At 66.7% G+C, this 25,543-nt stretch carries 18 protein-coding genes; 6 read left to right on the top strand and 12 right to left on the bottom strand.

The features are described 5' to 3' along the window. Window positions 1–128 precede the first annotated feature (128 nt). The 5 genes from OHA42_RS18805 to OHA42_RS18785 all read right to left on the bottom strand — a co-directional run bounded on the left by OHA42_RS18805 (window position 129) and on the right by OHA42_RS18785 (window position 6,384). Window positions 129–791 carry a DUF305 domain-containing protein gene (locus OHA42_RS18805; RefSeq protein WP_406238808.1) on the bottom strand — a complete coding sequence of 221 codons (663 nt, stop codon included), beginning with the start codon at window positions 789–791 and terminating at the stop codon, window positions 129–131. Next, a complete protein-coding gene (locus tag OHA42_RS18800) occupies window positions 788–2,356 on the bottom strand; it encodes an LVIVD repeat-containing protein (RefSeq protein ID WP_406238806.1) in 1,569 nt (522 codons plus the stop codon). The genes OHA42_RS18805 and OHA42_RS18800 overlap by 4 nt, the downstream gene beginning before the upstream one ends. 448 nt (window positions 2,357–2,804) lie before the next feature. After that, on the bottom strand, window positions 2,805–4,010 hold the full coding sequence (locus tag OHA42_RS18795; RefSeq protein ID WP_406238804.1) for a helix-turn-helix domain-containing protein: 1,206 nt from the start codon (window positions 4,008–4,010) through the stop codon (window positions 2,805–2,807). Window positions 4,011–4,240: 230 nt separating this feature from the next. Further along, window positions 4,241–5,266 carry a phosphotransferase family protein gene (locus OHA42_RS18790; protein WP_406238802.1) on the bottom strand — a complete coding sequence of 342 codons (1,026 nt, stop codon included), beginning with the start codon at window positions 5,264–5,266 and terminating at the stop codon, window positions 4,241–4,243. Between the two features lie 2 nt (window positions 5,267–5,268). Continuing rightward, window positions 5,269–6,384 carry a hypothetical protein gene (locus OHA42_RS18785; RefSeq protein WP_406238801.1) on the bottom strand — a complete coding sequence of 372 codons (1,116 nt, stop codon included), beginning with the start codon at window positions 6,382–6,384 and terminating at the stop codon, window positions 5,269–5,271. Between the two features lie 127 nt (window positions 6,385–6,511). On the opposite strand from OHA42_RS18785, the gene OHA42_RS18780 reads away from it, so the two are divergent. After that, window positions 6,512–7,120 (top strand): TetR/AcrR family transcriptional regulator, encoded by a 609-nt coding sequence (locus OHA42_RS18780; protein ID WP_406238799.1) that lies wholly within the window; start codon window positions 6,512–6,514, stop codon window positions 7,118–7,120. 111 nt (window positions 7,121–7,231) lie between these two features. Here OHA42_RS18780 and OHA42_RS18775 read toward each other — a convergent pair whose 3' ends face one another. From OHA42_RS18775 to OHA42_RS18760, 4 genes are read right to left on the bottom strand one after another with little or no spacing between them, the layout of a single operon-like run. Then, window positions 7,232–9,466 (bottom strand): acyl-CoA dehydrogenase, encoded by a 2,235-nt coding sequence (locus OHA42_RS18775; RefSeq protein ID WP_406238797.1) that lies wholly within the window; start codon window positions 9,464–9,466, stop codon window positions 7,232–7,234. 50 nt (window positions 9,467–9,516) lie between these two features. After that, entirely contained in the window at window positions 9,517–10,482 is a 966-nt protein-coding gene (locus OHA42_RS18770; protein WP_406238795.1) for an SDR family NAD(P)-dependent oxidoreductase, read from the bottom strand. After that, window positions 10,458–11,270 (bottom strand): enoyl-CoA hydratase/isomerase family protein, encoded by an 813-nt coding sequence (locus OHA42_RS18765; protein ID WP_406238793.1) that lies wholly within the window; start codon window positions 11,268–11,270, stop codon window positions 10,458–10,460. Before OHA42_RS18765 ends, OHA42_RS18770 begins: the two co-directional genes overlap by 25 nt. Then, window positions 11,267–12,280, bottom strand: a complete 1,014-nt coding sequence (locus OHA42_RS18760; RefSeq protein ID WP_406238791.1) for a TIGR03617 family F420-dependent LLM class oxidoreductase — start codon at window positions 12,278–12,280, stop codon at window positions 11,267–11,269. Before OHA42_RS18760 ends, OHA42_RS18765 begins: the two co-directional genes overlap by 4 nt. A gap of 245 nt (window positions 12,281–12,525) precedes the next feature. Here OHA42_RS18760 and OHA42_RS18755 point away from each other — a divergent pair, with 245 nt between their 5' ends. Beyond that, on the top strand, window positions 12,526–12,846 hold the full coding sequence (locus OHA42_RS18755) for a hypothetical protein (RefSeq protein WP_406238790.1): 321 nt from the start codon (window positions 12,526–12,528) through the stop codon (window positions 12,844–12,846). 3 nt (window positions 12,847–12,849) lie between these two features. Here the strand turns inward: OHA42_RS18755 and OHA42_RS18750 are convergent, their stop codons facing one another. Continuing rightward, window positions 12,850–13,452: a TetR/AcrR family transcriptional regulator gene (locus OHA42_RS18750; protein WP_406238788.1), complete on the bottom strand. Its 603-nt coding sequence runs from the start codon at window positions 13,450–13,452 to the stop codon at window positions 12,850–12,852. 256 nt (window positions 13,453–13,708) lie between these two features. On the opposite strand from OHA42_RS18750, the gene OHA42_RS18745 reads away from it, so the two are divergent. From OHA42_RS18745 to OHA42_RS18735, 3 genes are all read left to right on the top strand, one after another. Further along, window positions 13,709–14,710 (top strand): chlorophyllase/cutinase-like alpha/beta fold protein, encoded by a 1,002-nt coding sequence (locus tag OHA42_RS18745; RefSeq protein WP_406238785.1) that lies wholly within the window; start codon window positions 13,709–13,711, stop codon window positions 14,708–14,710. Window positions 14,711–14,730: 20 nt separating this feature from the next. Continuing rightward, window positions 14,731–17,115 carry a glycoside hydrolase family 3 C-terminal domain-containing protein gene (locus tag OHA42_RS18740; protein ID WP_406238783.1) on the top strand — a complete coding sequence of 795 codons (2,385 nt, stop codon included), beginning with the start codon at window positions 14,731–14,733 and terminating at the stop codon, window positions 17,113–17,115. Window positions 17,116–17,388: 273 nt separating this feature from the next. Further along, window positions 17,389–17,616, top strand: coding sequence for a hypothetical protein (locus OHA42_RS18735; protein ID WP_406238781.1), 228 nt, complete (start codon window positions 17,389–17,391; stop codon window positions 17,614–17,616). Between the two features lie 429 nt (window positions 17,617–18,045). On the opposite strand, the gene OHA42_RS18730 is transcribed toward OHA42_RS18735, so the two are convergent. Further along, window positions 18,046–23,568 (bottom strand): carboxyl transferase domain-containing protein, encoded by a 5,523-nt coding sequence (locus OHA42_RS18730; protein ID WP_406238780.1) that lies wholly within the window; start codon window positions 23,566–23,568, stop codon window positions 18,046–18,048. A gap of 383 nt (window positions 23,569–23,951) precedes the next feature. Between OHA42_RS18730 and OHA42_RS18725 the strand changes: the two genes are divergently transcribed. Further along, window positions 23,952–24,320 (top strand): hypothetical protein, encoded by a 369-nt coding sequence (locus OHA42_RS18725; protein WP_406238779.1) that lies wholly within the window; start codon window positions 23,952–23,954, stop codon window positions 24,318–24,320. Between the two features lie 108 nt (window positions 24,321–24,428). On the opposite strand, the gene OHA42_RS18720 is transcribed toward OHA42_RS18725, so the two are convergent. Further along, the gene (locus tag OHA42_RS18720) at window positions 24,429–25,448 is read right to left on the bottom strand and encodes an aldo/keto reductase (protein WP_406238777.1); all 1,020 of its coding nucleotides are present in this window, start codon (window positions 25,446–25,448) and stop codon (window positions 24,429–24,431) included. Between the last annotated feature and the right edge of the window lie 95 nt (window positions 25,449–25,543).

The following is a 25,543-nucleotide window of genomic DNA, read 5'->3' as shown; positions in this document are numbered from 1 at the left end:
ACTCGAGGTCTTGCTGTCGGTGCGCACGGCTCTTTCGAGGTGCGGGCGCGGTCACCGGACGCGTGGTCGGTAGCCGCTGATTGTCTCGCCGCCGTGGAAGTCGCGCTCACCGATCCGATCCCATCGACCTACTCGGGGGTCCGCGCGCTGCGCTGAGTGAGCAGTAGGCCGATCAGGCCGGCTTCCTGACTTTGGGTGCTGATCATGTCCCGGGCGATCTGTTCGACGGGGCCACCGTCGAGTTGTTCGTCGGCTGCCTGAGCCATGGCGATACCGCCGTAGTGGTGGCGCTGCATCAACTTCAGGAACAGGGTGTCCGCATCTCGGCCCGAGGCCGCGGACAGTGCGTCGAGTTCGGCTCGGGAGGCCATTCCCGGCATGGTGGCGGCAGCGGGTGCCGCGGTGGTCGAGGTCGGCTGGTGGTGGCTGGATTGCGCCCGATGATCGGTATCGTGCATCCAAGCCATCGGATGTGGGTTGGTGGAGGTGGTACCGGCCAGGCGGAGCCAGCCCAGCATCATGCCGATCTCTAGACGTTGACTATCCGCGATCTGTTGCGCGAGCCTCAGCACCGTCGGATCGTCAGCCTGCCGCAGGCGTTGCACCATGACCAGCGCTTGCTGGTGATGGGCGGTCATATCCTGCACGAACCCGATCTGGGTTTCATTGAGAATCACTGTGGGAGAAGGGGTATCAGGGATCACGAGTGGGCGGATCGCCGCACCGAGCACCATGAGGAGCAGTGCGAGCGAACCGAATGCGGCCGTCGTGACCCAGCTGCGTCGTTTCATGCCCCGCCCGTCGAGCGCTGATCGGCAGGCGGGGTATACACCTCGGGCGCGACTTGCAGCGTCGAGAAACCATTGTCGGCGCAAGCGGCCCAGAGCTGGGTGCCGTGCCATTCGGGGGCGGAGAAGCACCAGTCGGTGGACAGGTCGCCGAACGCCAGATCACCTGTGCGGGTACTCATTGCGGTGGCCGGATCGAAGACGCCGTCATTCAGTGCCTGCATCACAGACGGTGCGCTCAGCACAGGAGCGCCGATGATCGAGGAGAGTGCGTGCGGCGAATTCCACAGCTCGACGTTGTGCCCGGTCTTGGCAGGCGGGTTGTAGTAGGCGATCTCCCGGACATGGAACGGATCGCGCACGTCGAAAACCCTGATGCCGGAAGAGATCCAGCCGCACGCGAGTGCTGTCGGATTCGAGGGACGATCGGCGGCGCAGTAGTGTGCGTCATAGGCGAATATCGAGCCGCCCATACTGGACGCGATGGCATTGTCTCGGTGTTCGGACAGGTTGATCTCGAGTTTGATCGAGTTCACCACCCGGGGTTGGGTGTCGTCGAAGATATCGATGAGTTTGACCCCGCCGGAACCGGCTTCATCGGCAACGAAAAGATAAGGCCTGCCGCCGTACTCGATGGGGATCGCTTGCTGGGTTGCCCAGCCGTCGGTCCATGTCATCTCGGCAATCACCGGAACTTGTGGGTCCGGATCGCGCCGCTGTACGGCGCTCGTGTCGAGGATGGTCAGTCCGCCCATATTGTTCGCCAGGTACAGCCGGTTGCCGTCCGCACGTAAACCCATCCCGTGCATCGATGTGCCGGGCATGCCCTGCCAGATGACGCGCGGGGTGGCCGGGTCGGTCAGGTCGACGGCGCTGACGATGCCGGGAACGACGCCCGATGCCCAGTACGTGTTGCCGTCCGGGGAGAATCCGCCCTCGTGCGCGGTGATCGGGACGGGCAAGGCCAGATCGGTGCCCGGCCCGGGGTTGAGCAGGCGTGGGTGCGCACAGTCGGAGACGTCGTATACCGAGATCAGGCCGGCGCCGGTGAGTGCCGGAGCTCCGGTGCCCACCAACAGTTTCCGGACCGGGTTGACCTTGAGGCTCTCCCAGGTCCCGGCCAGCATCGCGGGTTCGGTCAGCGTTGCCGTCAGCACCGGGTTCGTCGGGTCGGAAACATCGATCACCTGCACTCCGGTCGCCGGGCCGAGCAGATTACCGGGGAAGAAACTGCCCAGGTAGACGCAGTGATCGAAACTCGTGGAGGTGATGCCGCCGCCACGTCCCGCGTACCCGCCCACGCGCGTGATGTTGCACCGGTACCCCTGAGTGCTACGACCGCTGTCGCGGTCGGCAGCCGAAACATCGCCTTGCAGGCCGGGTTCGGGCATGGCGTCGCCACGACAGTCAGCGCGTCCGGCAGCGGTGTTCGCGATGCCTTGCACTTCCTGTATAGAACCGGCACTGCCTTCGGGCGGTTGCGCCACACCGGTGGCGACCGGGAGCAGCGCCGCGGCAGCGACTAGGGCAATGAGCCGCCTGACGCGGCGAATCGGGAGTGATCTCATATTCCGCCCTCGGCTATGAGGGCACCTTCCTACTGGTATTTCGATGGCACGACCCGCTAGTCGCCGGATGCGCGGGTAAAAGGGCTCGGCCGTAGGGGCTGCGCCCTTCGTAGGGCTCGACCTCAGCCGGGCGGATTCAGGGGACCGCACGTTCCCCCACCCCTGAGCGACCAGCACGATGGCTCCGGGGCCGACGGCCGATCTGGTCGCCCGACGCCGAAGCCTACTGATGAAGACGGCCGGAACCACCGTTAGCCAGATAGTCCCGAGCCGTCGGTCGGACACCCCAGGTATCAGCGTGGAAAGGTCACCACTGATAACACAGCGACTGCCGCGGACCGGAACGCTAGCTGAATGGGCCGTCTGATCATGAGGGCCTACGTTACGGAGCATTGAGGCCATTCGGCCCGAACAGCAGACCTTTGCAGACCCTGTCCGTTAGCACCGGTCATCGGTGCATGAGCGCGCCGATCGCGTCGTTGGCTTCGCGGATCGCGGGAACCGAAGCGAACCGGGCGGATTCATGACGAAAGTCACGCAATCGTGAACCAATTCGACCCGCCACCCATGGCTCGGCCTGTGGCGCCGCCGTGGTGATCAGACCTGCGGCCTGCTCGGGCTCATCGAGCAGCAGTTGGACCCTGGCCAGGGTGACCATCTCGAACACCTGGTCACGACCAGATGTCGACGCGCGCAACGAGCGGCCGACATGGTCCTGCGCTCGGTGCAGCACCTGCGGGCGACCGCAGTCGAGGCCACGGTAGCCCGCACCGACGACGCGGTGCAGGTCGGCCGGACCGGGCACCCGACGGCGAGGGCCGATCAGACACGCCAGCTCCGCGGCGCGCAGACTGCGACCGGCCGGGACATGGATCGCATCGATAGGATCCGGTTCTTGGCGGCAGTCTTCGGCAAATGCGGTCAGTCGCCGGAATGCCCTCTCATCGCCCAATACCAGTTGCGCCCACGCCTCCCGGGTAGCCAACGCCGCGTGCAACGCCGGACCCAGCGAGTGCCGAGCCGCGTATTGCGCGAACCGGGTCAATTCCAGGGCCTCGGACGCACGGTTGCGGTCCAAGTACTGGTAGGCGAGCGAGGCCAGGACCGCGGCCGCCAAGGCATCGTCACCCGCGGCGTGCGCCCAGCGCGCGGCCAGGATTCCGTAGTGGTGTGCGGCAGCGATGTCCTCGACGTCCCAGGCCATCGCCGAAGCGATATCGGCCAGTTCGGCAGCGGCGAGATAGACCCGCGCCGACGCGGTGTCGAGGCGGTCACGATGGCGAGCCAACCAGGCCGTCACAACCTCGCGGGCAGTGGGCGCGTCGTCCCATTGGTGCGCACGGGCCCACCGGACGAGTGCCTCCGCGTCGTCAGGAGCAGGCGAATCGTCTGCGGAATGGACGAACACCGCCTGCAAAAGGGGGGCGAGCTCGTCGAGCACACTCGCCGCGGTGGTCGCGCCGATACGCACACCGAGAGCGGTTTGGTAGGCGGCGACGTGCTCTTCACGGACAGTGCGGACCCCGGTTTCCAACTGACCCAGATACGGCTTGGAATAGCAGGTGCGTGCCGCCATCCCGGCCAGGGTGACCCCGGCCGCGAGCCGGGCGGCACGCAGCACTGCGCCGACGTCGCCATTCGGATGGGATTGCACCGCTGGATCGTACCGAGCGGTCCGCCTACCGGTGTCGACCCGGGAGGTTGTCATCGGTGCAGTCCGAGGATGCGGTGAGCGATTATGTTCCTCTGATGCATGCTTCTGCATGGGTCCTTCATACCGTCTGGTCACCACACGAGAGAAGAGCTCCGTCCCTGGTGCAAGTCCCAGGGCGGAGGCCTTTTCGGAGTCGGCTACTTCTTCCTCCACGAACGTCGGTCCGCGGATCAGGACAGCAGCTGCTCGATGCGGGTAGTGCAGAAGCCGGTGATGTTCATTTCCGGCGGTAGCTGTATGCGATTGGCCATACGCAGCAGGGGAACCGACAGCAGCACGGCCGCCAGGATCTCGTTGTACCGGAGATTGCGGACCGGCATCCCGGTGCACTTCTCGTAGTAGGCGATGGTCTCCTCGCGGGTCGGTGTGCCGGGCAGCGGCGCACGACCCTCGAATTCGCTGCTGGCCCAGTCCAGGAACAACAGCCAGGCCAGGTCGGCCTCGTGATCGCCGAGGTAGGCGATCTCCCAGTCCAATACGCCGCTGACCCGGAAGTCCTTGTCGTACAGAATGTTCGACATGCGGGCATCACCCCAGCAGAGCGTGATGTGCTCGGGCTCGTAGAGGTTGGCCCGCAGATAGGCGATGGCCCGCCGATAGGTCTCGGGTTGATCGCCCGTCGTGGCCCAGCCCAGCGCCGAGTCCAGGTAGTTGACGATCTGCGCGACCGGGCTGCTGCCGTGCCGTGGCAGCGCCAGGAAGTCGAGTCGCAGTGCCCGCCAATCCAATCGGTGGATATCGGCGATGGTGTCGACACACCCCCACCACATGCGCTCGCGCTGTTCCGGCGTGGCCTCGAAGTAGTTTCCCGCCACATGATATGAGGGAAAGTCGCTGGGCGCTTCGCCCGTGAGTCGGTTCATCACGAAGTACGGGCTGCCGAGATCGCCGCCTTCCCGGTCCAGCCAGATCGGCGTCGCGACGGGGATATCGGTGTCGGCCAGCCGCTGCATGACCAGCACCTGCCGCAGCAGATCGTAGTCGGGAAACAGCGCCATCTCCGGTGGACGCCGAAAAACCATTGGCAGCGACCGGTTTTCGTCCACGACCTCGAACGTGTAGGTCTCGGTTGCGAATCCACGATCGGTGCGATGGAAATTGCGGACCTGGGCACCGCCGGACACCGGGAAGTTCCGGTGCACAGCAGGTTCCAGTGCCGCCGCCAGCTGCTCTGCCGGCAGTCTAGTGGTGGTCAAGTTCAGTACCCTTCGTACCCGTAGCGCTCGTTGCGCCCCATGAAGACCATTTCGACCAGGCCGTAGCCGACCTTGCCCTCGGTCTCGATGCGGCAGAAGGTCTCGCTGAGCATGCTGGCTTGCTTCAGGTCCTTGGTGTCGGTGAGGTCGGCGACGAAGCTGTCACTCCAGCCCTCGCCCTTCCAGATGCCGGAGGCGTAGCCACGGTAGAAGTCGTATCCCGCAATGCCCGGCCAGAAGTCGGAAACGGGAGTGATGGTGAATTCCCGAGTCTTACCCGCGGCGTCCACGATGGTGAACGTGCCGCCACTGACAACGCGGAAGTCGTCGCGGAAGGTCAGATCGTGCCCGGCGTCGCGCACCGGCTGCGGCTGCGCATCGGAGCCGAGCGGCGCGAGCACGGTGCCCTCGAAGTGCCAGCGGTGGCCCTCGGGGGTCTCGCGCTGCGCGAAATGCACCAGCTCGTCCTCGAATTGGAAGATGCCCATGTAGTAGAGGACACCGTCCGGAATCTCACTGGGCTGCAGAATGCCGCCGCCCTCATTGATGGCGCCGCCGCCACCGCCGTGCCGGGTGCCCCACGAGTGATCGCGACCGAACCACCAGGTCTCGGGATCGATCTCGATGCGCTCGCCCTCCACCTCCAACCAGCCGGAGATGCGGCCGTTCTGGTAGTAGCGACGGGCGTCCTCACGCACGCGGCCGCGGGTGCGGAAGAAGGCCGGCTCCTGCTCGTAAGCCGGGAACTGCGCGTCGAACTCGAGCTGCAGCTCGATGCCGTGCTCATTGTCGGCGAGGGTGGCGCGCACCTTGTGCAGTGGCTCGATGATCTCGTAGGTGAACGGCCCGACCTGCCAGGAGCCGAGCCCGTCGTAGCGGCCGTCGATCTGCCGGGACATACGTACCACGTGGGCCTTGTCGCCGATGGTGATCATCGCGTAGGCGTCGATGAGATTGCGGTTGGGGTAGCGCGCCATACCGGTCATCACACTCACCCGGCCGGTGGTGTCGAACCCGTACATCACCACCCGCTCGGTCCAACGCAGATCGCTCTGCTGGACGTGGTCGAAGGTGGTGGGCAGCTGGTGGCAGAGCAGTTCGTCCTGTGGCGTCAACATCGACGAGTACCTCTCGGTGCATGTGGCCGCGGCCACATAATTAGAATACGGGCCATAGCGTATTTGAAACCTGTTCTAGATGTAACCTCATTCGCAGAATTTCTTTTCGCCCCGATGGGAGAGTTCCGTGAGCGCACCCCCGCGGACCCGTTCCGGCCCGGGTCGCCCGCGTGACCCGCAACTGGATGCACAGGTGCTCAGCGCCACGCAGGAACTGCTGGTGAGTGCGGGTTATCAGGCCACAACCATTGCCGCGGTGGCCCGCCGGGCGGGCGTGGTCACCACTTCGATCTACCGCCGCTGGCCGAGCAAGCGGGCGCTGGTGGAGGATGCGATCTTCGCCCTGGACGAGTTCAACCACCCCCATCCGAGCGGCGATCTGCGCGCGGATCTGCTGGCCTGGACCCGCCTGTTCCTGGCCGCTTCCGCGCATCCGGCGGCTCGCTCGGCCATACCGGGCCTGCTCTCGGAGTATCACAACGACCACGACAGCTACCGCCGCCTGCTCGATCGCGGCGAGCTGCCCACCCGCGAAGCGCTGCAAGAGTTGCTGACCGTCGCGGCGGACTCGGGTCAGGCCGCGCCCGACTGTGATGCCGACGCGGTGTTCGAACTACTGCGCGGTGCAACCCTGTTCCGGGCGCTCACGCACGGCACCGATGACGCCGAAGCATTCTGCGCGCAGATCGCCGACGCCCTGGTCGCGGTGGCCGCGACTACCACGTCGCGCTCTTGACACACGATTTCAGCGACGACAGGGTGCGGGCGTCAGCGCTGAAACCGATCCCCGTTGACGAAGATTGGGCCCTCCGCCTTCAGCTCAGCGGGATGTCCCCCGAATGCGCTGTCACCGGGGCAGGTCCAGCACCCGTCGCGCGATGATGTTGAGCTGAATCTCGATAGTGCCGCCGCCGAAGAGGATCGCGGGCAGGCCGAGGAAGTCGAAGGTGTAGGGCTGGTCGGGGTAGCCGAGGGCGGCGCGTGGGCCGAGGATCGACATCAGCGCGCGGGAGGCTTCTCGCTGGGCGATGGCGTGCCAGACCTTGCGGACGCTGATGCTGGCGCTGTTACCGTCGGCGACGCCGTTGAGACGGGCAAAGGCATTGCGCAAATTCAATGCCGCGACCGAGAGTTCGAGAGCGGTATTCCGGCCGAGCACACGCACCGCGTCGTCGCGGGAGCCCGCGTGGTCACCGGAGTCGAGTAGACGGCGCACCAGGGCGCTCGAGCCGTGGCCGAAGGTGGCCGATCCCATGGTGAGCCGTTCGTTGGAGAGGGTGGTGACGGCGATTCGCCAGCCGTCGCCGGGGTTGGCGACCACGTGGCTGTCGGGGACGAACACCTCGTCGAGGAACACCTCGTTGAATTCCCAGATGCCGGTGGCCTGCCGAAGCGGTCGTACATCGATTCCTGCGCTGTCCATGCGGACCAGGAAGTAGGTCAGGCCGGCGTGTTTCGGCGCGGCGGGATCGGTGCGCGCCAGGCAGACGGCCCAATCCGCCTCCTGCGCTTGGGAGTTCCACACCTTCTGGCCGGTCAGCAGCCAACCGCCCTCGACTTTTCTTGCGGCAGTCGACAATCCGGCCAGGTCCGAGCCCGCACCGGGCTCGGAGAACAGTTGGCACCAGATGATGCGGCCGCACAGGGTGTCGGAGACGAACCGGTCGCGCTGCTCAGAGCTGCCGTATTCGATCAGAGTCGGGAGCACCCAGCCACCGATGCCCAGTTCGGGTTGGGTGAGATCGCGGCGGGCGAATTCCTCGGCGATTACGGCCTGTTCGGCCGGGCCCGCACCGAGTCCGTAGGGGTGCGGGTAATGCGGTGCCACCAAGCCGTCGGTTACCAGTCGGGCCCGGCGGGCCGCGCCGCGTGCCGGCGCCCAACCGGCGGACGGTATTTCATCGTCGGGCATGGCGGCCACCTCGTCCAGAACGGGCCCGACCCAGGCGCGCAGTTCGGGCAGCGATTCCGGTGTGACGAACGAGAAGTCACGCTCGGCGCCCAGCGACCGCTCCCCCAGCTCGCGGGCCCAGTGGTCCGCGCCACCGCCGGCCGCGGCGAGGCTGATCGCCCGTCGCCAATACAGGTGTGCGTCGTGTTCCCAGGTGAATCCGATGCCGCCGAGCAGGCTGATGCAATCCAACGCCTGGTCGACTCCGGCGGGTACGGCGGTCACTGCGGCGTGCGCGGCGGCGAGGCGTTGCTGATCGGTGGTCTGGGTTTCGGCGCGCGCCGCGTCCCAGGTGGCCGCGGCGGTCACGTCGGCACGGACCAGCATGAGCGCCGCCTTGTGCTGGACGGCTTGGAAACTGCCGATCGGACGGCCGAATTGTTGTCGCATGCCGACGTATTCGACGGTGGTATCCAAGAACCAGGTGCAGACACCGGTGGCTTCGGCCGCCAGCAGCGCGGTCATCCACAGCTGCGCCGCGGCCGGATCAATGCCCTCCAGCACCTGTGCCGCGGGCACCGGGTAGGCATCGAATTCGGCGCGGCCGACCGAACGGGTCAGGTCGACCGCTTCGGCCCCGATCACCGGTACCGAGGCATTCGTATCGGCGGATGTGAGCCAGAACCACATGCTCACACCGGAATTACCGTCGATCTCGGCGCGCACTACCAGACGTCGTGCGCCCGGCAATCCGAGCGCCGGATCGGAAAGGCCGGACACCACCCAGCCGTCCGGATGCCGGGTTGCCCGCAGTACGGTCCCGGTGACCACCGCGCCGGTCATGCCGGCGCTGAAGTCTTCCAGCAGCCGTTTCGAGCCGGACGCCGCGAGCATTGCCAGCGCGCTCGCGGTCACGGTGGACAGGTACGGGCCTGGGAACAATGCCGCGCCCAATTGCTCGATGACGACCGCAAGCGTCACCAGTCCGCACTCGTCGCCCCCGTTCGCCGCGGGCAGGTGCAGATTGTGCAGGCCCTGCTCACACAGCGCGTCCCAGACTTCGGCGGGCATTTTCCCGACCGCGTAATGATGAAGGTGATCGCGGGTCTGCGACAGTGGGGCGATCCTGCGGGCGAACGCGGCGACGGACTCGGCCAGCGCGCGCTGATCGGCGTCTACGGCAAGGGACATCGAAGTGCTCCTGAGATATGAATTCGCAAGTACTGGAGACGATCTCGTCGTCAATGGGGGGCAGTCAGCCGGGTGGACAGTTCCCACAACGCCAACGCCGTGTCCGGGTCGGTGGCGTGGTCGGCGGCCCGGCCGATCGCACAATCGGCCAGGTACGCGCCCCGGTGCGCATCGAGTTCCGCCGCGGTCGCGGCCCACACCGACGTCGCCGCGGCCTGCTCGACCGATTTCGGGTGGTCCAGCCGATCCGGAGCACCGGCACTGAGCCGCCGCATCTCGGCGAAGTCGTCGCGAGACATGAAGCGGGCCAACCCTGTCACGCAGACACCCGGGTGCACGGCGTACGCGGCGACCGGAGCCGTGGCCAGCCGCCGCTGCAATTCGACGGTCATCAGCACATTCGCCGCCTTCGATTGGGCGTAGGCGACGAACTTGTCGTACGGGCGCTGCCAGCAGTGCGGGTCCTGCAGGTCGATCGCATAGGCATGGTGTGCGTCGGAGGAGAGCGTGATCACCCGCGCCGGACGCCCGGTCCGCACGCCGGTGGCCGCCAGCACCGGGAGCAGTTGGGTGGTGAGCAAGAAGTGCCCGAGATAGTTTGTGGCGAACTGCAATTCGAATCCGTTACCAGTCCGGATGAGCGGCGGGTACATCACCCCGGCGTTGTTGATGAGCAGATCGAGACCGGTGCGCCGTAGTGCGAGAATGCCCGCGGCGGCGCGCACGCTGTTCAGATCGGTCAGGTCCAGGCCGATGACGTCCAGGTCGGCGTTCGGATGCAGCTCGCGGATCCGGCGGGCGCGATCGACCGCGGCGTCGAAGTCGCGGGCGGCGAGCACCACGGTGGCCCCGGCGGCGGCCATGGATCGGGCGGTCTCCGCCCCGAGCCCACTGGTAGCCCCCGTCACCAGGGCAGTGCGCCCGCTGAGATCGACGCCGTCGAGCACCTCGTCGGTAGTCCGTGCCGCTCCGCCAGGATGGGGAGAGGTGATCATGTCTTCGGTAGGTCCTTCCATTCGGCCGACAGTCGCGCCGACCAGACCGGTTCGCGATGTTCGAGGCGGGCGCGCACGCCCTCGGCAGCGTCGGGGCGGCCCATGACCCGCAGATGCAGTTCGGTTTCGAGATCGGCGACGCGGGTGGGGTGATAGCCGCGAATCGCGGTGTCCCACAGCAGTCTTTTGCTCAGCGCGGCAGACATGGGGGCGACGTTGACCGCCATGTCCCGGGCCAGTTCGAGGGCGGCGGGGAGTACCTCGGCAGTGGGCAGGCAGCGGCTGGCCAGCCCGAGGCGGACTGCCTCGTGACCGTCGAATGTCCGGCCGGACAACAGAATGTCCGCCGCTACCGCCAGGCCCGCGACGTGGGCCACCGTCCAGTGCGCCATGGCATCGGGCAGCACGCCGAGCCGCACCTGCGAAATGGCATAGCGGGCGTCGGCGGCGACGAGGCGAATGTCGGCCTGCATGGCCAGCGTCATGCCGATGCCGATGGCGTGCCCGTTCACGGCGGCGATCACCGGTTTCCGTAGCGCGAAGGCGGGCGGATCGACAGGAGACGCGGAAAACATGCTGCCATCGGGACTTTCGAAGGTGTCCACACCGCCGGACAGGTCCGCTCCGGCACAGAAGGCCGGGGCGGCCCCGGTCAACACGAGCACCCGGACCGCGTCGTCGGCGTCGAGGTCGCGGTATGCCTGCCCGAGCGCGCGACCCATGGCACTGGTGAAGGCATTGCGGCGCTGTGGGCGGTCCAGGGTCAAAACCGCTACCCCGCCGTCAATTTCGACGCGCAGGCCGCTCATGACGCGGCCTGCAGCGCAGCGATCAGGTCCATGACGTGTACGGCGGCGACCTCGTATCCGGGGAAATAGCAGCAGATCCGGTCGGCGTAGGCACCGAAGCGAGCCACGATGGCGGCAGCGCAGTCCTCGGGTGTGCCGTGGACGGCCAGCGTCCGGAGCATCCGGTGATCGATGAGCTCGGTCATCGCGGTGACCTCGCCCCGCTTGGACAGGGCGTTCAATTCCGGTTGCAGATCTCCCCACCCCTCCACGTCGAGCACCGGGCGGTAGGCCGGAGTCGATCCGTAGAAGGCGAGCAATCGACGAGCGCCGTGGGCGGCGGCGTCCAGTTCTGCCGCGGTCCGACCGATCGCGACCACCACCTGCGGGTAGATCGCCAGCTCCGCGGCGTCGCGACCGGCGCGCTCGAGGCCCTCCGCAATGGCGGGCCGGGTGCGCTCGCGGAAGTGACGGGCGCTGTTGAACGGCATGACCAACAAGCCGTCGGCGACTTCGGCGGCCACCCGGGTCATGATCGGACCGAGCGCGCCGAGGCAGATCTCCGGCAGCCCATAGGGATTGGGCCCGGGGTCGAAGGTCGGCGGCATGAGGGTATGCCGGGTGAATTCACCCTCGAAGCGCAGTTCCGTGCCGTGTTGCCAGGCACCGAGGATCGCCTTGACCGCCAGCACCGATTCCCGCATCCGCGCCGCCGGCCGCGACCACTCACCGCCGTAACGCTTTTCGATGTGCGGTCGGGTCTGCGAGCCCAGCCCCAGCCGGAACCGGCCGCCGCTGAGTAGGTGTAGATCGTAGGCTGCGTGCGCCAGATGCAGCGGGCTGCGCGGCAGCGCGATGGCGACATTGGTCATCAGATCGACCGGTTCCGCGCCTGCCGCCACGGCCAGCGGCAGGAAGGCATCGTGCGCACCCTCGAACGTGAACAGGCCGTCGGCACCGCATGCGACCAATTCGGCCGCCCGAGCGGCCATTTCGCCGGGTCGCCCGTCCAGCTGCAGATCGACCTTCATCGGGCCTCGGCGAGTGGCTGAAATTCTCTACTCACAATTACATAGTAGCATGTTATGTTATTGGGAGTGTTCCAGATCACGCCTGCTTTCGGTTACGCCACCCGACCTATTGTCAGAATCCCGGCGATCGGTCAGCAGTCGGCGCAGGCGCTGGATCAGGGCGCAATCGATCACCCCACCGACCGGCGTTCGGCGAATTCGCCGCGCCCGAAGGCGATCCCGTCACGATCCTGCGCACCATACTGGTGGAAAACTGCCCGGTCGACGAAGCCGGTATTCGCGAGTCGCGCGCCTGGCTCATCGCCCTCCCCCTGTCCGAAGCCGCCAACGGGCAACAGATCCGCGACCTCTCCATCGCCTACGCCCAGTGGTTCAGCGAGCAGATCGTCCAACTTCTCGATCGCATCGGCGTATCCCGCACGGCCGTAGACCAATTGGTGGTCACCGTCTATGGCATCACCGTGGCCGCCGTCGAGAATCCCGAGGGCTGGCCCCGGGAGCGCATCGAGTCGCTCATCGACCGCACCCTGGCGTCGGTCGGCATCACCACTCCCGCCGGGGCGTGACACTCAGGCGCGACCAGTCGCCACGCCCTGGGACGCCATAACGTACAGGGCATCGGCCAGGCCCGACACGAACGGCTCGACCTGCCCGCCGACGCGCAGTAGGGCGTGGAATGTCGTTGTTCCGGAGAGTATTTCGAAGAGGAGATCCGGGTCGGCACCCGGCGCTATCCGGCCATCGTCGACTGCGGCGCCGAGTAGTTCCGCGAATGCCTTGCGCACCGGAGCCCCGATGGTCAGCAACCGACGGCGAGCCTCCTCGGTCTGAGAATCGGCGAGCAGTCCCGGTACCCCGGCGCGGGCGGCGGGACTGTCGGCACGGGCCAGGAATATGCGCACCCAGGTCGCCAGATCGGCGCGCAGATCCCCGGTCGGCTCGGGTAGTGCGTGTGCGCCCGGCCCGTGGATGGCCTCCTCGAGCAGCGCCTGCCGGGTCGGCCAGCGCCGATAGATGGCGGGAGTGTTCACCCCGGCGCGCTTGGCAATCGCGACGATGGTCGTCTGCGGATAACCGACCTCGGCGAGCAAGTGGCGCGCGGCAATGAGCACGGCGAGGTCCTTGTCGGCGTCACGTGGGCGCCCGGGACGCCGCGGGGTATCCGAGGTCACAATTACATAGTAACCTGTTACGTTATTTGCCAGCGATCCATATCGTACCGGCGAGCCCTCGGATGATCCGTGCCACCGGATTCCAGGAGAAGGCGCACGCTGGGCGAGGGCAGAGCATGAGATCACTCCTGCCCGCAGTCCCGGTGATCCCTCACCATCGCGCCACCAATCGGCGCTGCTCCTGCTCGTCTGCAGCTGTCTGCAGAACAAACCACCCGGCCCCGGATCGGATCAGATCACCGTAACGTCCGCGACCGTGAGTCAACAATCCACGCGGCAGCGTAGCCGTGTCCACGCCGTCGCCGCAGCAGTCGCGCTGTCCTACGCCGCGATCTCCGGCGCGACGCCAGCCTGGGCGGCCCCCGACTATCAACCCGCCGGAGCGGTCGAAGCCACGTACTACCAGGCGGGTCCGCATCCGGTGGCCACGCGGACCGGCACCGACTGCTGCACCTCCACCCACGATGCCTACGACATCTGGTACCCGGCGGACCTGGGCGCGACCGGGACGCGCTACCCGATCATCACCTGGGGAGATGGCACAGACGCACATCCTCGCCAGTACGACTACCTGTTGTCGCATCTGGCCTCCTGGGGTTTCGTGGTGATCGCGCCGGACATGACCAGCACCGGCACGGGTGCTCAAATGCTCGACGCGGTGACCTATCTGACCGAGCAGGACCGTGATCCGGCCAGCGTCTTCTACGGGAAGGTGGATACCCGGTCGGCGGGCGCAATGGGCCACTCCCAGGGCGGATTGGGCGCGCTCAACGCCCTCGCCCGTTCGAGGGGCGTACTCACCACGGCGGTCACCGTCGAGATGCCCTTGCAGGCCCTCTGCAAGGCATTGCCGCTCGTGCCCGGACAGGACATCTGCATCGACCCCACCACACTGACCTCCGGCTCGGTGCTGCTGGTCAACGCCACCGTGGACCCCATCTCCCCGTCGAATCAGCCAGCGCCACAGCAGCAGATCGGCCCGCAATCCATGCAGGGCTATTACGATGCGATACCGGCTGGGCTACCCAAGACCAAGGCAGCGTTGGTAGGCGCCAACCACAACGACATTCAGGGCCAGCCCGGGTGCACGAACTACGGGTGCACCGCCGGTGTGGACGGCTACCTCGGCTACCTCACCGCGTGGTTCATGGACCGGCTGCGCGGTGATTCTCACGCGCGCAGCGCATTCGCCTCCGGCACCGGCGAAATACTGCGCAACGCGCACTGGGCCGATCAGGCCAGCAACATCACGAACTGACCGACGACTAGGACTTTCATATGGACGACCCCATCGAGGAACTGCTGGCAAAGCTCGATCTGCCCGGCAAGCTACGACTGATCTCCGGAGCAAGCTTGTTCCGGCTGGCGGGTGATCCCGCCATCGGGCTCGCCGAAATGCCGGTATCGGACGGCCCGTCCGGTGTGCGCGGCGAGAACTGGGACGAGCGCGACCCCTCGGTGAGCCTGCCCTCGGGGACCGCCGTGGCGGCGACCTGGGATCCGCAGCTGCTCGGCGAGGTCGGCGCGCTGATCGCCGCCGAGGCCCGACGCAAGAACGTGTACGCGGTGCTGGGCCCGACCATCAATCTGCACCGGTCGCCGATGGGCGGGCGGCACTTCGAATGCTTCTCCGAGGACCCGGTGCTCAGTGGCGAGATGGCCGCCGCCTATGTCCGGGCGGTGCAGGAGCACGGGGTCAGCGCGTGCCCGAAACACTTCGTGGCCAACGACTCCGAGACCGACCGCTTCACCGTCGATGTCCGCGTCAGCGACCGCGCGCTGCGTGAGCTCTACCTGTACCCGTTCGAACGGGCCGTCGAGGCCGGCTCCTGGATGATCATGGACTCCTACAACGGCGTGAACGGCGTCGCCATGTCGGAGAACCCGCTGCTGGACGAACCACTCAAGGGCGCATGGGGATTCGATGGCGTGGTGGTGTCCGACTGGGGGGCCGTCCGCAGTACCGAGGGCGCGGCCGGGGGCACCGATCTCTGCATGCCCGGCCCGCCGATGCTGTGGGGTGAGCCGCTGCTGGCGGCGATCCGGTCCGGTGCGGTCCCCGAGTCCGCGATCGACGATAAGGTACGACGGATCCTGCGATTCGCCGCCCGCGTCGGCGCGCTGGACGGATCACCGCGGCCCACCATGCATTTCACCGACAATCAGATGCGCGACGTGGTTCGCAGTATCACCACCCAGGCCATGGTGCTGGTGCACAACGACGGAACACTCCCCCTGCGCGAGGACACCGCGGTCGCATTGCTGGGCCCGGCCGCGACGGAACCGCGCATCATGGGCGGCGGCAGCGCGACGGTGATCCCGGATCACCTCAGCACTCCCCTGGCCGGATTGGCGGCCGTACTGCCGGTGACGCATACGCCGGGTTACCGCTTGGTCGAGGGGTTGATCCCCGCCCCGCTCGAGCTCATCACCGATCCGGAGACCCAAACGCCGGGAATGAATGTGCGGTACTTCGCGGGTGAGACCGAGATCGGCACCCGGCACCGCGCGACCGGCACCGTGGTCATGCTCGGTGACGACCTGGCTACCGAGGCGACGCTGATCGAATTGCACGCGCGGGTGCGCGCAGATGTCGCGGGCGACTGGGAGATCGGTTTCGGTGGCACCGGCCCGGTGCGACTGGATATCGACGCGACGGTGGCGATCGAAGAGAACGTCACGATGACCGGGGGCGATCCGGCCGCGGCGCTGCTGAACCCACCGCAGCGGTCGGTGACCCGGACCCTCACCGTCGGCCAGGAAGTCGATGTGCGGATCGCCGTCACCGTCCAGGGGGCCATCCCGGGTCTGGGTGTCGTCATGGGCGTCACGCTGGGCATCAAGCGCCCGCAACGCTCGGAGGATGAAGAGTTCACGGCCGCAATCGAATTGGCGCGCACCGCCGAGGCCGCGGTGGTCGTGGTCGGCACCACCGAGCACATCGAGAGCGAAGGCAGCGACCGCACCTCGCTGCGCCTACCCGGCCGCCAGGACGAACTCGTCGCCGCGGTCGCCGCGGTGAATCCGCGCACCATTGTGGTGGTCAATTCCGGTGCTCCGGTGGAGATGCCGTGGCGCAACGATGTCGCCGCCGTACTGCTGGCCTGGTTCCCCGGCCAGGAGTTCGGCACCGCACTCGCCGAAATCCTCACCGGCGTGGCCGAACCCGGCGGGCGGCTGCCCACCACCTGGCCCAAGACCATCGCCGAGGTCCCCGTCCTCGACACCACGCCGGCGAACGGCGTCCTCGACTACACCGAAAGCATCCATATCGGCTACCGCGCCTGGCTGCGCGCCGGCATCGAACCCGCCTACCCCTTCGGGCACGGACTCGGCTACACCACCTGGTCCTCCAGTGATCTGACGGTCTCCGGCCGCACGGCCACCCTCACCGTCCGCAACACCGGCGCCCGCACCGGAAAGCAGGTCTTCCAGGCATATCTGTCCCGACCGGACAGCGCCATCGACCGCCCGGTCCGCTGGCTCGCGGGCTTCACCACCGTCACCCTCGACCCCGGACAGTCACGCACCATCGACATCGAGCTGCCACAGCGCGCTTTCGAGCACTGGACCGAGCACGGCTGGGAAACCGAGCCCGGAGTCTTCACCCTTCATGTCGGAACATCGGTCACCGATCTTCCCCATACTGCGGACATGAACTGACCCACGCGGCCGTCCGCTCGTCCCCCTTCCGCGGAACGAGCGGACGGCGGCGGGCGAACAGGCGCTCGATGGTGCGAGCTCGAATATCTATTTCTTCGGATAGGCCGTGAACCTATCCGCGTCGGACCCCCCTCGGTGAATCCGGACAAATTCAGCTCTACACAAATACGCATCTTCCATTGCGACTCACGTCATACTTTGGTCGAAGCTTGCGGGCAACGCTCACCACAGCCGAATAACGATCCGACACCAACTAGTACAGAGGGATTCGCCATGAACAGCACCGAGAATCGTTCGATACTGGCCCGTATCTCACCAACGCAGTGGGTTGCCCTCTCGGTCACGGTCTTGGCGGTCGTCTTCGTCGCCGAGAACCGCAGCAAGGTCTCCATCGAATTCCTGTTGATCACTATTCGTTCACCGATGTGGCTGATCCTGCTGACAATGTTCGTGATCGGATGGGTCACCGGTGTACTCACCATGCGCCGCCGCTCGAAGTAGTCACCCACCCGGATTGTTCGTGTCGCGGAATCCTCCTGTCCAAACATACGAGGAGACGCGTAATTTCGGGAATGCAGACCACTATCACGGGCGATTTACAGGAACACGATGCGGCGCACCCTGATTCGCCTTCGGCGCATTACGTCATCAACTTGACCACCACGAAAGCCGACGAACGGCTCGAGGCGGATCCGGGGCGATCGTCGAGGGTTCGACAACGTATTCCGGCACCGACCGGAGACGATCCGCGCACGCCGATCCCAGGGTGATCGGCGGCTTTGCGGCGGCAGACTATGCCACCGCCGCGTCCACCGATCGCTGATACCGGCGGCTACGGGTCCACCCCACCGAATTTCGACCGGCGCGAAACTCGGTGGGGTCCAGGCTGTTACCAGCCGCAACCATTCCCAGTTCAGTTGTGTCACACAATCAAATGGTGGCCGCCCCGAGTTCAGCCTGCTGACCACGAGCATCATCGATAAGAACTCCGGAAGCGCTACCGGGCAGACGAGCCTCGATGGCCTCGATGATGCGTGGGCGGAGTTCGGAGGCACTGATAATGGCGTCGACCGAACCGACCTCGACAGCGCGCTGAATATTGTGCACGCGGTCGAATTCTGCGGCGACATCACCGAGCTTCTCCGCGCGGACCGACGATCGGACCTCGTCGAGTTCCGCGGTCAGGGCCGCGCGATCGGTACCGGATCCATTGGCGGCGCGCGCCTGCAGGTCCCGCACCCGGGGATCGGCCGCGGTGCGCGTGTTGACCTCAGCGGAGAACACCACTGCCGCGGCCGGAGCACCGCCGAGCACCGAGGCGAACGAGCCTTGCAGCGCGAGCACAGTCATATTCGGGTTCAGCGCCTTCGAGAACACCACAAACGCGCCACCGTGGTATCGCGAAATCACGCAGAACACAATGGGGCCTTGGAAGTTCACAATCGCGCGGCCGATCTCGGCGCCGTACTCCAGCTGCAGCTTCCGCATCGATTCGGGCGAGCCGTCGAAGCCGGACAGGTTTGCGAGCACAACCAGCGGCCTATTGCCACTGGCCGCGTTGATTGCCCGCGCGGCCTTCTTCGACGACTGCGGGAACAGGGTGCCCGCGGTGTAGGTGTCCGGGCCGTCGGTAGACGGGAATCCGCGCCGCGGCACCCCCCGTGACTCGATGCCGAGCAGGCACACCGGGATGCCGCCGAGATGCGCGTCCTGCACCACTGCCGTTTCGGCGTCGGCCATGCCGGCCCAGCGTTCCAGCACTGGGTGGTCCTGGTCGGAGAGTGCCCGCATCACGGTCCGGATGTCGAAGGGCTTCTTGCGGTCCGGGTTGGCAGTGGCGGAGAAGATCTCGCCGACGGTGGTGAAGTCACTGTCGGCCAGTACGTGCGGGAAGTCGGAGACATCCCGATCGACGGGGTCGCTGGTCTGCGACCGCCGCGGCGCCTGCTCGCCCGGTGCGACGTAGGTGTGGTCGTAGTGCGACATCAGCACGTCGCGCGCTGCGGTCAGATTCGGCGCCCAGTACTGCGCTTGCCCGTTCGGACCCATCACCCGGTCGTAGCCACCGATGCCGAAGTTGTCCTCGGCCGACACACCACCGGAGAAGTCCAGCGACTGCTTGCCGGTCAGCACCATCGCGGAGTCCGGCGTCATCACCAAGATGCCCTTGGTGTGCATGAGCATCGTCGCTTCGGCGTTCCAGTACGGCTGTGCACCGACGTTGATGCCTGCGACCACGATGTTGATCTCACCGCCGTCCTGGGTGAACTCGACGATCCGCTTGAGCGCAGCCGCCACCCAGTCCATGTTCTCGGTGCCCGACGCCATGGAGATCCGAGCGCCGGAGGACAAGGCATACCACTCCAGCGGTACCTGCATCCGTTCGGCCAAGTCCAACGCGGCGATCACGCGGCGGCACTCCGGTTCCGACAGTGCGCCCAGCGATTTCGTCGGATCACCGAGCAGGATCACCCTGGTGATGCCCTGTGGATGCTGCGGGGTCGGGGTGGTGACCACGCCCGCGACGATCGCTGCGGTGTTGCGACCCTTGGGTCGGTCGACCGGCACCAGTGTGTGGTCGGTGTCGAGGTCGTATTCGGCGAAGTCACCGAGCAGACCGGTCAGCTCGTAGGGGTACACGGTGTTGCGGCTGCTGGCCCGCAGCACTTTTTGTCGGTACTCGTCGATCGGCTCGACCGGCTCGTCGGACCGTTCGCCGACGGTCACTTCGGTGGCGTCGAAGCCGATATGCACCGCGACCTTGATCAGCTCGCCGGTGTTGGGATCACGCTGACGCGCGATGAGCAGGATCTCCTCGAGCCCGGCGCCCGCGGTCGTCGGCCGCACATGCTGGACGACCGTTTCCAGTTCGGCAGGGGTGACGTCGATCGGCGGCCAGATGTACATCACGATGCGGTTGGTGTTGAAGCGTTTGGCCGACGGCCGCAACGACTGCGCACGGCGGATCGAGTCGAGGCAGGTGGCGATGGTGGCCTCGGCGGTCGGCAGCGCGAGCAGCCGTCCGTCGTGCTCGCGCAGTGCGGCCAGGTCACGCACCTGCGCAAACGCGATGAGGCGATCGTCCGCCGGGTTCTCTTTCGCGACGCATCGGAACAGGTAGACCTCCTCGTCGTCGGAGGACGGCAGGCGGGTGAGGTCGAACTTGCGCAGCCGCTGCATCTGCATCCGTTGCGCGATGTACGGGTGCAGGCCGCGGATCAGTCGCTCTTCGGCCATACCGGTGGCAGATGGGCGGAAGGTGAAGTGGTGGTGCATCACCGCACCGCCGCTACCGGCGACGGTGGCGGTGATCCGGTGCACCTGGTTCGGCATCCGGTGCGCGCTGAGGGCATCGTGCAACGCCGCTGCCATCGCGTCGAAGTCCCCTGGCTGCTTCTCCCAGCTGAGGTAGATGTCGGCGTCGATGGACGCGGCGCCGGTCGCCACTTCGGCGAGTCCGCGCAGCGCGGTGTCGAGCGCGTCGAAGCTCACCGCAGCGGACACCAGGCTCAGGCCGCGGCGCTCGGCGATCACGAATGTGCAGCCGCCCACGTCTTGGGTGCGAACGCTGGTGAGGCCCTTGTTTCCGTAGTACCGCCGGGTCAGCACCTCCAGCATGACCGTGTTGTCCAGGTTGCCGCGCACCAGCCGTTGGCCGAGCAACCGCACCAGCGGCTCGGTGCTGCGCACCATGTCGGCAATGTGCTCGGCGCGATCGGGCGCGTCCGGGTGCGCATCCAGGTGGCGCAGGTGCCTGCGGATATTGGTGTATGCGCGAGCGCGATTACGCCGCAGCAACGGATGGCCGTACCAGGCGTACACCACGCCGCGGGCAAGGTCGGCGATCACGGGGAAGCGCACCTGCGTCGCAGCCACCAGCCGCTCCAGCGCCAGGCCGACGGGCTCGCGCAGCGCCGCATCCGGCATCGGCTCCTGCAGCCACTCGCGCAGCAGCGTCGTGATGACGGTGACGGTGTCGGACGGACGTTGCTGGGCGAGGAAGATCCGGAAGACCGCAGCCTCGAGTTCGGGGGAACGTTCCAGATCGGTGACACCATAGTGCCCGAGCGCGTTGGCGAGCTTGGCTTGGAACGACTCCGGCAGCCCGGCCCGCTCGACGTCGAGGCTTTGCAGGTAGGTGTGGAAGTACTCGCGGGCGCTGTGGACGTGGCTGTGGCTGCCCTCCTCATCCGACGAGCGGTTGTGGCTCAGTTCTGCGAGGTCGGCGAACACCGCCACGAGTTCGAGTTCCTCGGCGAGCGGTCGGTGGCCGTCCTTCAAGGCCGCCCGGCGCGCGGTGAGGTAGTCGTCGAGCACTCGGCGGTCGTCGTGTGGGTCGACGTCGAACCCGAGCAGCAGGCTGCGCAGGTCCTCCTGACCGCGGGTCGTTCGCTCGTGCGGTTGGACCTGCGCGGACTCGACGGGCAGGTCCAGCTCGACGGACCCGACCGCGGTGGTGTCCTCGGCTTCGTCCTCATCGGCGAGCGGTTCGAGCCACAGCAGCGGTGCACCGGTCTCCACCTGGGTGCCGACGGACACGACGCATTCCTTGAGCCGTGCCTTGAACGGCGCGCGCAGCACCGTCTCCATCTTCATACTCTCCAGCACCAGCACCGGCGCGCCCGCCTCGACCTCGGCGCCGATCTCGAGCGGCGTGGCGACAACCAGCGCGGGGGCGGGTGAGCGGACGACGCCGCCCTCGTCGCGGCTGATCCGATGTGTCACACCGTCGACATCGACGAGGTGGATCGGCCCATGTGTCCCGGTGATCAGGCGGTACCTGCTGCCGTTGACCAGAATCTGCCCGGTGTGGTGATCGAAGCGCTCGAGATCGACGTCGGCGGTGCGGATGTCGCCACCCGCCTCGATACCGATGCGGAACCGGTGCGCACCGATGCGTGCGACGCGTACGCGGTAGCCGACGCCGCGCAGTTTGAGGTCGAGCGGTCGGCCGCTTGCGTGTTGCACCTGAGGGCGTCCGCCGGAGGCCGTGGACAGCAGCCGGTGCCGCTCGACGCGCTCCTCCTCCTCGTAGGCATCGATGGCGGCGGCGGCCAACGCGATGGCAGAGTGTCGGTGCGATACGAGCCGGCCCGCACCGCGGACGCGGTCGATCCAGCCGGTGTCTGCGCTGGCGTCGATCACTTCGGGCTGGTTCAGCAGGTCGAGCACGAAGCTCTTGTTCGTTGCGCCGCCCTCGATGATCACCCTGGTCTGCGCCATTGCCCGGCGCAGCCGGCCCAGCGCTTCCTCGCGGTTACGGCCGTAGGCGATGATCTTGGCGATCATCGAGTCGAAGTCGGCGGGAATGGTGTCGCCCTCGCTGACGCCGGTGTCGACGCGGATGCCAGGCCCGGCAGGCAGGTCCAGCCGCGCGATGCGGCCCGGGGCGGGCGCGAAGTCGCGGTCGGGGTCTTCGGCGTTGAGCCGGGCCTCGATGGCGTGCCCGCGCTCGGCCGGCGGGTCACCTTCGAGCCGGCCGCCGGAGGCCACCAACAGCTGCGCCCGAACGAGATCGAACCCGGTGGTGTACTCGGTGATCGGGTGTTCGACCTGCAGGCGGGTGTTGACCTCGAGGAATGCGAACAGCTGGTCACCGGGGTGGTAGAGGAACTCGACGGTCGCCGCACCGCGATAGTCGACCGCGATCGCCAGCCGCTCGGCCGATGCCTTGAGCTCGGCTGCCTGCTCGGGACGCAGTACCGGTGACGCGGACTCCTCGATGACCTTCTGGTTGCGCCGCTGCACCGAGCAGTCGCGAACGCCGAGCGCCCACGCAGTGCCCTGGCCGTCGGCGATTACCTGGACCTCGACGTGCCGGGCGCCGGTGACCAGCCGCTCCAGGAATACCACGCCACTGCCGAACGCCCGCGCGGCCTCCTGCCGGGTGCGCTCGTAGGCATCGACGAGCTCGGCGTCGTTCGTGATCACCCGGATGCCGCGCCCACCGCCGCCTGCGGTCGCCTTCAGCATCAGCGGGTAGCCGATCTCGGTTGCGGCTGTCAGGGCAGCTTCCACGGTCTCGACCGCACCGCGACTCCAAGGCGCGACCGGCACACCGACCTCCTCGGCGATCAGCTTCGCGCCGATCTTGTCGCCGAGCTTGCGCATGGCGTCCGGGCTGGGGCCGATGAAGGTGACTCCGATCTGTTCGCACAGCTCCGCGAAGGCCGGGTCTTCCGCGACGAAACCCCAGCCGACCCAAGCGGCGTCGGCTTCGGTCTCCACCAACGCACGTTCGAGCGCCTTCAGATCCAGGTACGGGCGTGCGGACGCCGGACCGAGGTCGTAGGCGATGTCGGCCTCGCGCACGAACGTCGCGTTCCGGTCGACATCGGTGTGCAGTGCGACGGTTTCGATCGGTCGCGCGGTCTCCGCGGCCAAGTCTCGGACGGCGTTGATGAGGCGCATGGCGGCCTCTCCCCGGTTCACGATGGCAATGCGGCTGAACACTCGCGAGTCCTTCCTTTCCAGAGCGCTGGCCCGATCGACGGGCGAGGGGTTGCAACTCTCGGTCACGCGTAGTGTGCACCTCTATTGCGCTCAGGTACACAGCGTGTGGGTGTTACTCGCACGTATCGTTGGAAATGCCTCATGTAAGGCGTGTCAGCGGTGGCGGAATTCCACAGCTGGCGGCCGACAGCGTAGCTGAGCAGGGCGTCGATGAACGTATTCGAACGAGAGCGGGGGCGTCGATCCGCGACCAGCACGTGCCAGCTGCATTGACCTGCAATGTTTCTCTTGTTTCCGGGCCACGCGACGGCGGGCCGTATCCGATCGGCAGGGGCGCCCGAGAAGCTCTGAAGCGCTCCGCCGCAGTGTAGGAAGTGATCTGTGTGGCCGACATTCTCGATGTACTGCACGCTCGCTGCGCTGAGATCGCAGGCGAGGCGATCCTCTCGGGAGAGGAGCATCCCAACCTCACACTGACCACACGCGAGGTGGCCGACCTGCTCAACCGCATAGCCGACCTACACCGTCGCTACTGTGACATCGACCTCGCTTACCGTGAACTCGACCACCGGTACACCGTGCTTCACCGAGCGGCCGGCGAAGCCACCGTATCGCTGGAGAGGATCCGCGCCGCGCTGGAGCAGCGCACCGCGCACCCAGAAGCCCAGCTACGCCAGGCATGCACCATCGCCCGCTTCGCTGCCCAGAACCTCACTGCCGCAAGCTTGGACACTGAAGGAGCAGGGAGTTGACACTCCTGCGCGGTAGACGGTTCGTGTTGATGTTCTCGCATGCCAGGACATCCACTCATGCCTCTGGTCGCCGACGCTCTTGCCGAATTCGTGCTCTGTCGTGGGATTTCATTCCCGACCCACGGACGTGAAAGACATATCCGCGTAACGGCTTCCGGCGACCTGTCCCGCGATCGGTTCCAACACGGCGAGCTCGGCGGCGGTCAGCGCGATGGTCGCGGCCGCTACGTTATCGGCCAGCCGGGCGCGGCGGCGCGTGCCGGGGATGGGAACAACCGACAGGCCGTGCACGGTGGCCTGCGTGTGCACCCAGGCGAGCGCGACTTCTGCGAGGGTGATGCCGCGGGCGTCCGCGATGGCGCGCAGCGGGGCGAGTAGTTCGGTGTTGTGCGCGACGTTGTCGCCGGAGAACCGCGGCATGGTGTGCCGGAAATCTTTCGCATCCGCCAATTCACCTGCGGAGGTATGGGATCCGGTGAGGAATCCGCGGCCGAGCGGCGAATACGGCACGAACGCCACGCCGAGTTCCGCGGCGGCGGGCACCGCAGTGCGCTCGACATCCCGGGAGAACAGTGACCATTCGGACTGTATGGCCGCAATCGGGTGGACGGCATGGGCCGCACGCAGCTCGTCACCGGTCACCTCGGATAAACCGAGCGCCCGCACCTTGCCCTGCGCAACCAATTCCGCCATCGCGCCGACCGATTCTTCGATCGGCACCTCCGGGTTGCGGCGGTGCATGTAGTACAGGTCGATGGTGTCGGTACCGAGCCTGCGCAGGCTGTCCTCCACCGCGTTGCGGATGTAGGCGGCGGAGTTGTCGATGCCCCTGTAGGTGGGATCGTCGGCCTTGCGGACGATGCCGAACTTGGTGGCCAGGACCACCCGGTTCCGATTGGCCTCGACGAAATCGCTGAGGAACTCCTCGTTATGGCCGGAGCCGTACATGTCGGCGGTATCGAACAGGGTGACACCGAGTTCCAGTGCGCGATCCAGGGTCGACCGCGACTCGGTCAGGTCGGCGGTTCCGTAGAACTCGCTCATCCCCATGCAGCCGAGTCCCTGCACACCCACCTCGATGCCGGTGCTGCCGAGCGTAGTAGTGGGAAGCGTATCGGTGGAGGTCATGTCGTGATCCCTTCGTGGTGGCGCGGGTGAGAGATACCGGACGGACCGCCGAGACTTCGCCCTCGCGATTCGCTCACCACACTCGCCCTTCTCGT

This window comes from Nocardia sp. NBC_01009, from assembly GCF_045208035.1.
Lineage (GTDB): Bacteria > Actinomycetota > Actinomycetes > Mycobacteriales > Mycobacteriaceae > Nocardia.
Note: the sequence above shows the minus strand (reverse complement) of the source record. Positions and strands in the feature narration are given on the sequence as shown.

Bases quoted from the DNA above. Each gene is read 5' to 3' on its own strand.
- OHA42_RS18785 (WP_406238801.1), bottom strand. From the start codon at position 6,384: ATGTTGACGCCACAGGACGAACTGCTCTGCCACCAGCTGCCCACCACC.
- OHA42_RS18770 (WP_406238795.1), bottom strand. From the start codon at position 10,482: ATGGAAGGACCTACCGAAGACATGATCACCTCTCCCCATCCTGGCGGA.
- OHA42_RS18720 (WP_406238777.1), bottom strand. From the start codon at position 25,448: ATGACCTCCACCGATACGCTTCCCACTACTACGCTCGGCAGCACCGGC.
- OHA42_RS18735 (WP_406238781.1), top strand. From the start codon at position 17,389: ATGAACAGCACCGAGAATCGTTCGATACTGGCCCGTATCTCACCAACG.
- OHA42_RS18765 (WP_406238793.1), bottom strand. From the start codon at position 11,270: ATGAGCGGCCTGCGCGTCGAAATTGACGGCGGGGTAGCGGTTTTGACC.
- OHA42_RS18740 (WP_406238783.1), top strand. From the start codon at position 14,731: ATGGACGACCCCATCGAGGAACTGCTGGCAAAGCTCGATCTGCCCGGC.
- OHA42_RS18775 (WP_406238797.1), bottom strand. From the start codon at position 9,466: ATGTCCCTTGCCGTAGACGCCGATCAGCGCGCGCTGGCCGAGTCCGTC.
- OHA42_RS18760 (WP_406238791.1), bottom strand. From the start codon at position 12,280: ATGAAGGTCGATCTGCAGCTGGACGGGCGACCCGGCGAAATGGCCGCT.
- OHA42_RS18805 (WP_406238808.1), bottom strand. From the start codon at position 791: ATGAAACGACGCAGCTGGGTCACGACGGCCGCATTCGGTTCGCTCGCA.
- OHA42_RS18800 (WP_406238806.1), bottom strand. From the start codon at position 2,356: ATGAGATCACTCCCGATTCGCCGCGTCAGGCGGCTCATTGCCCTAGTC.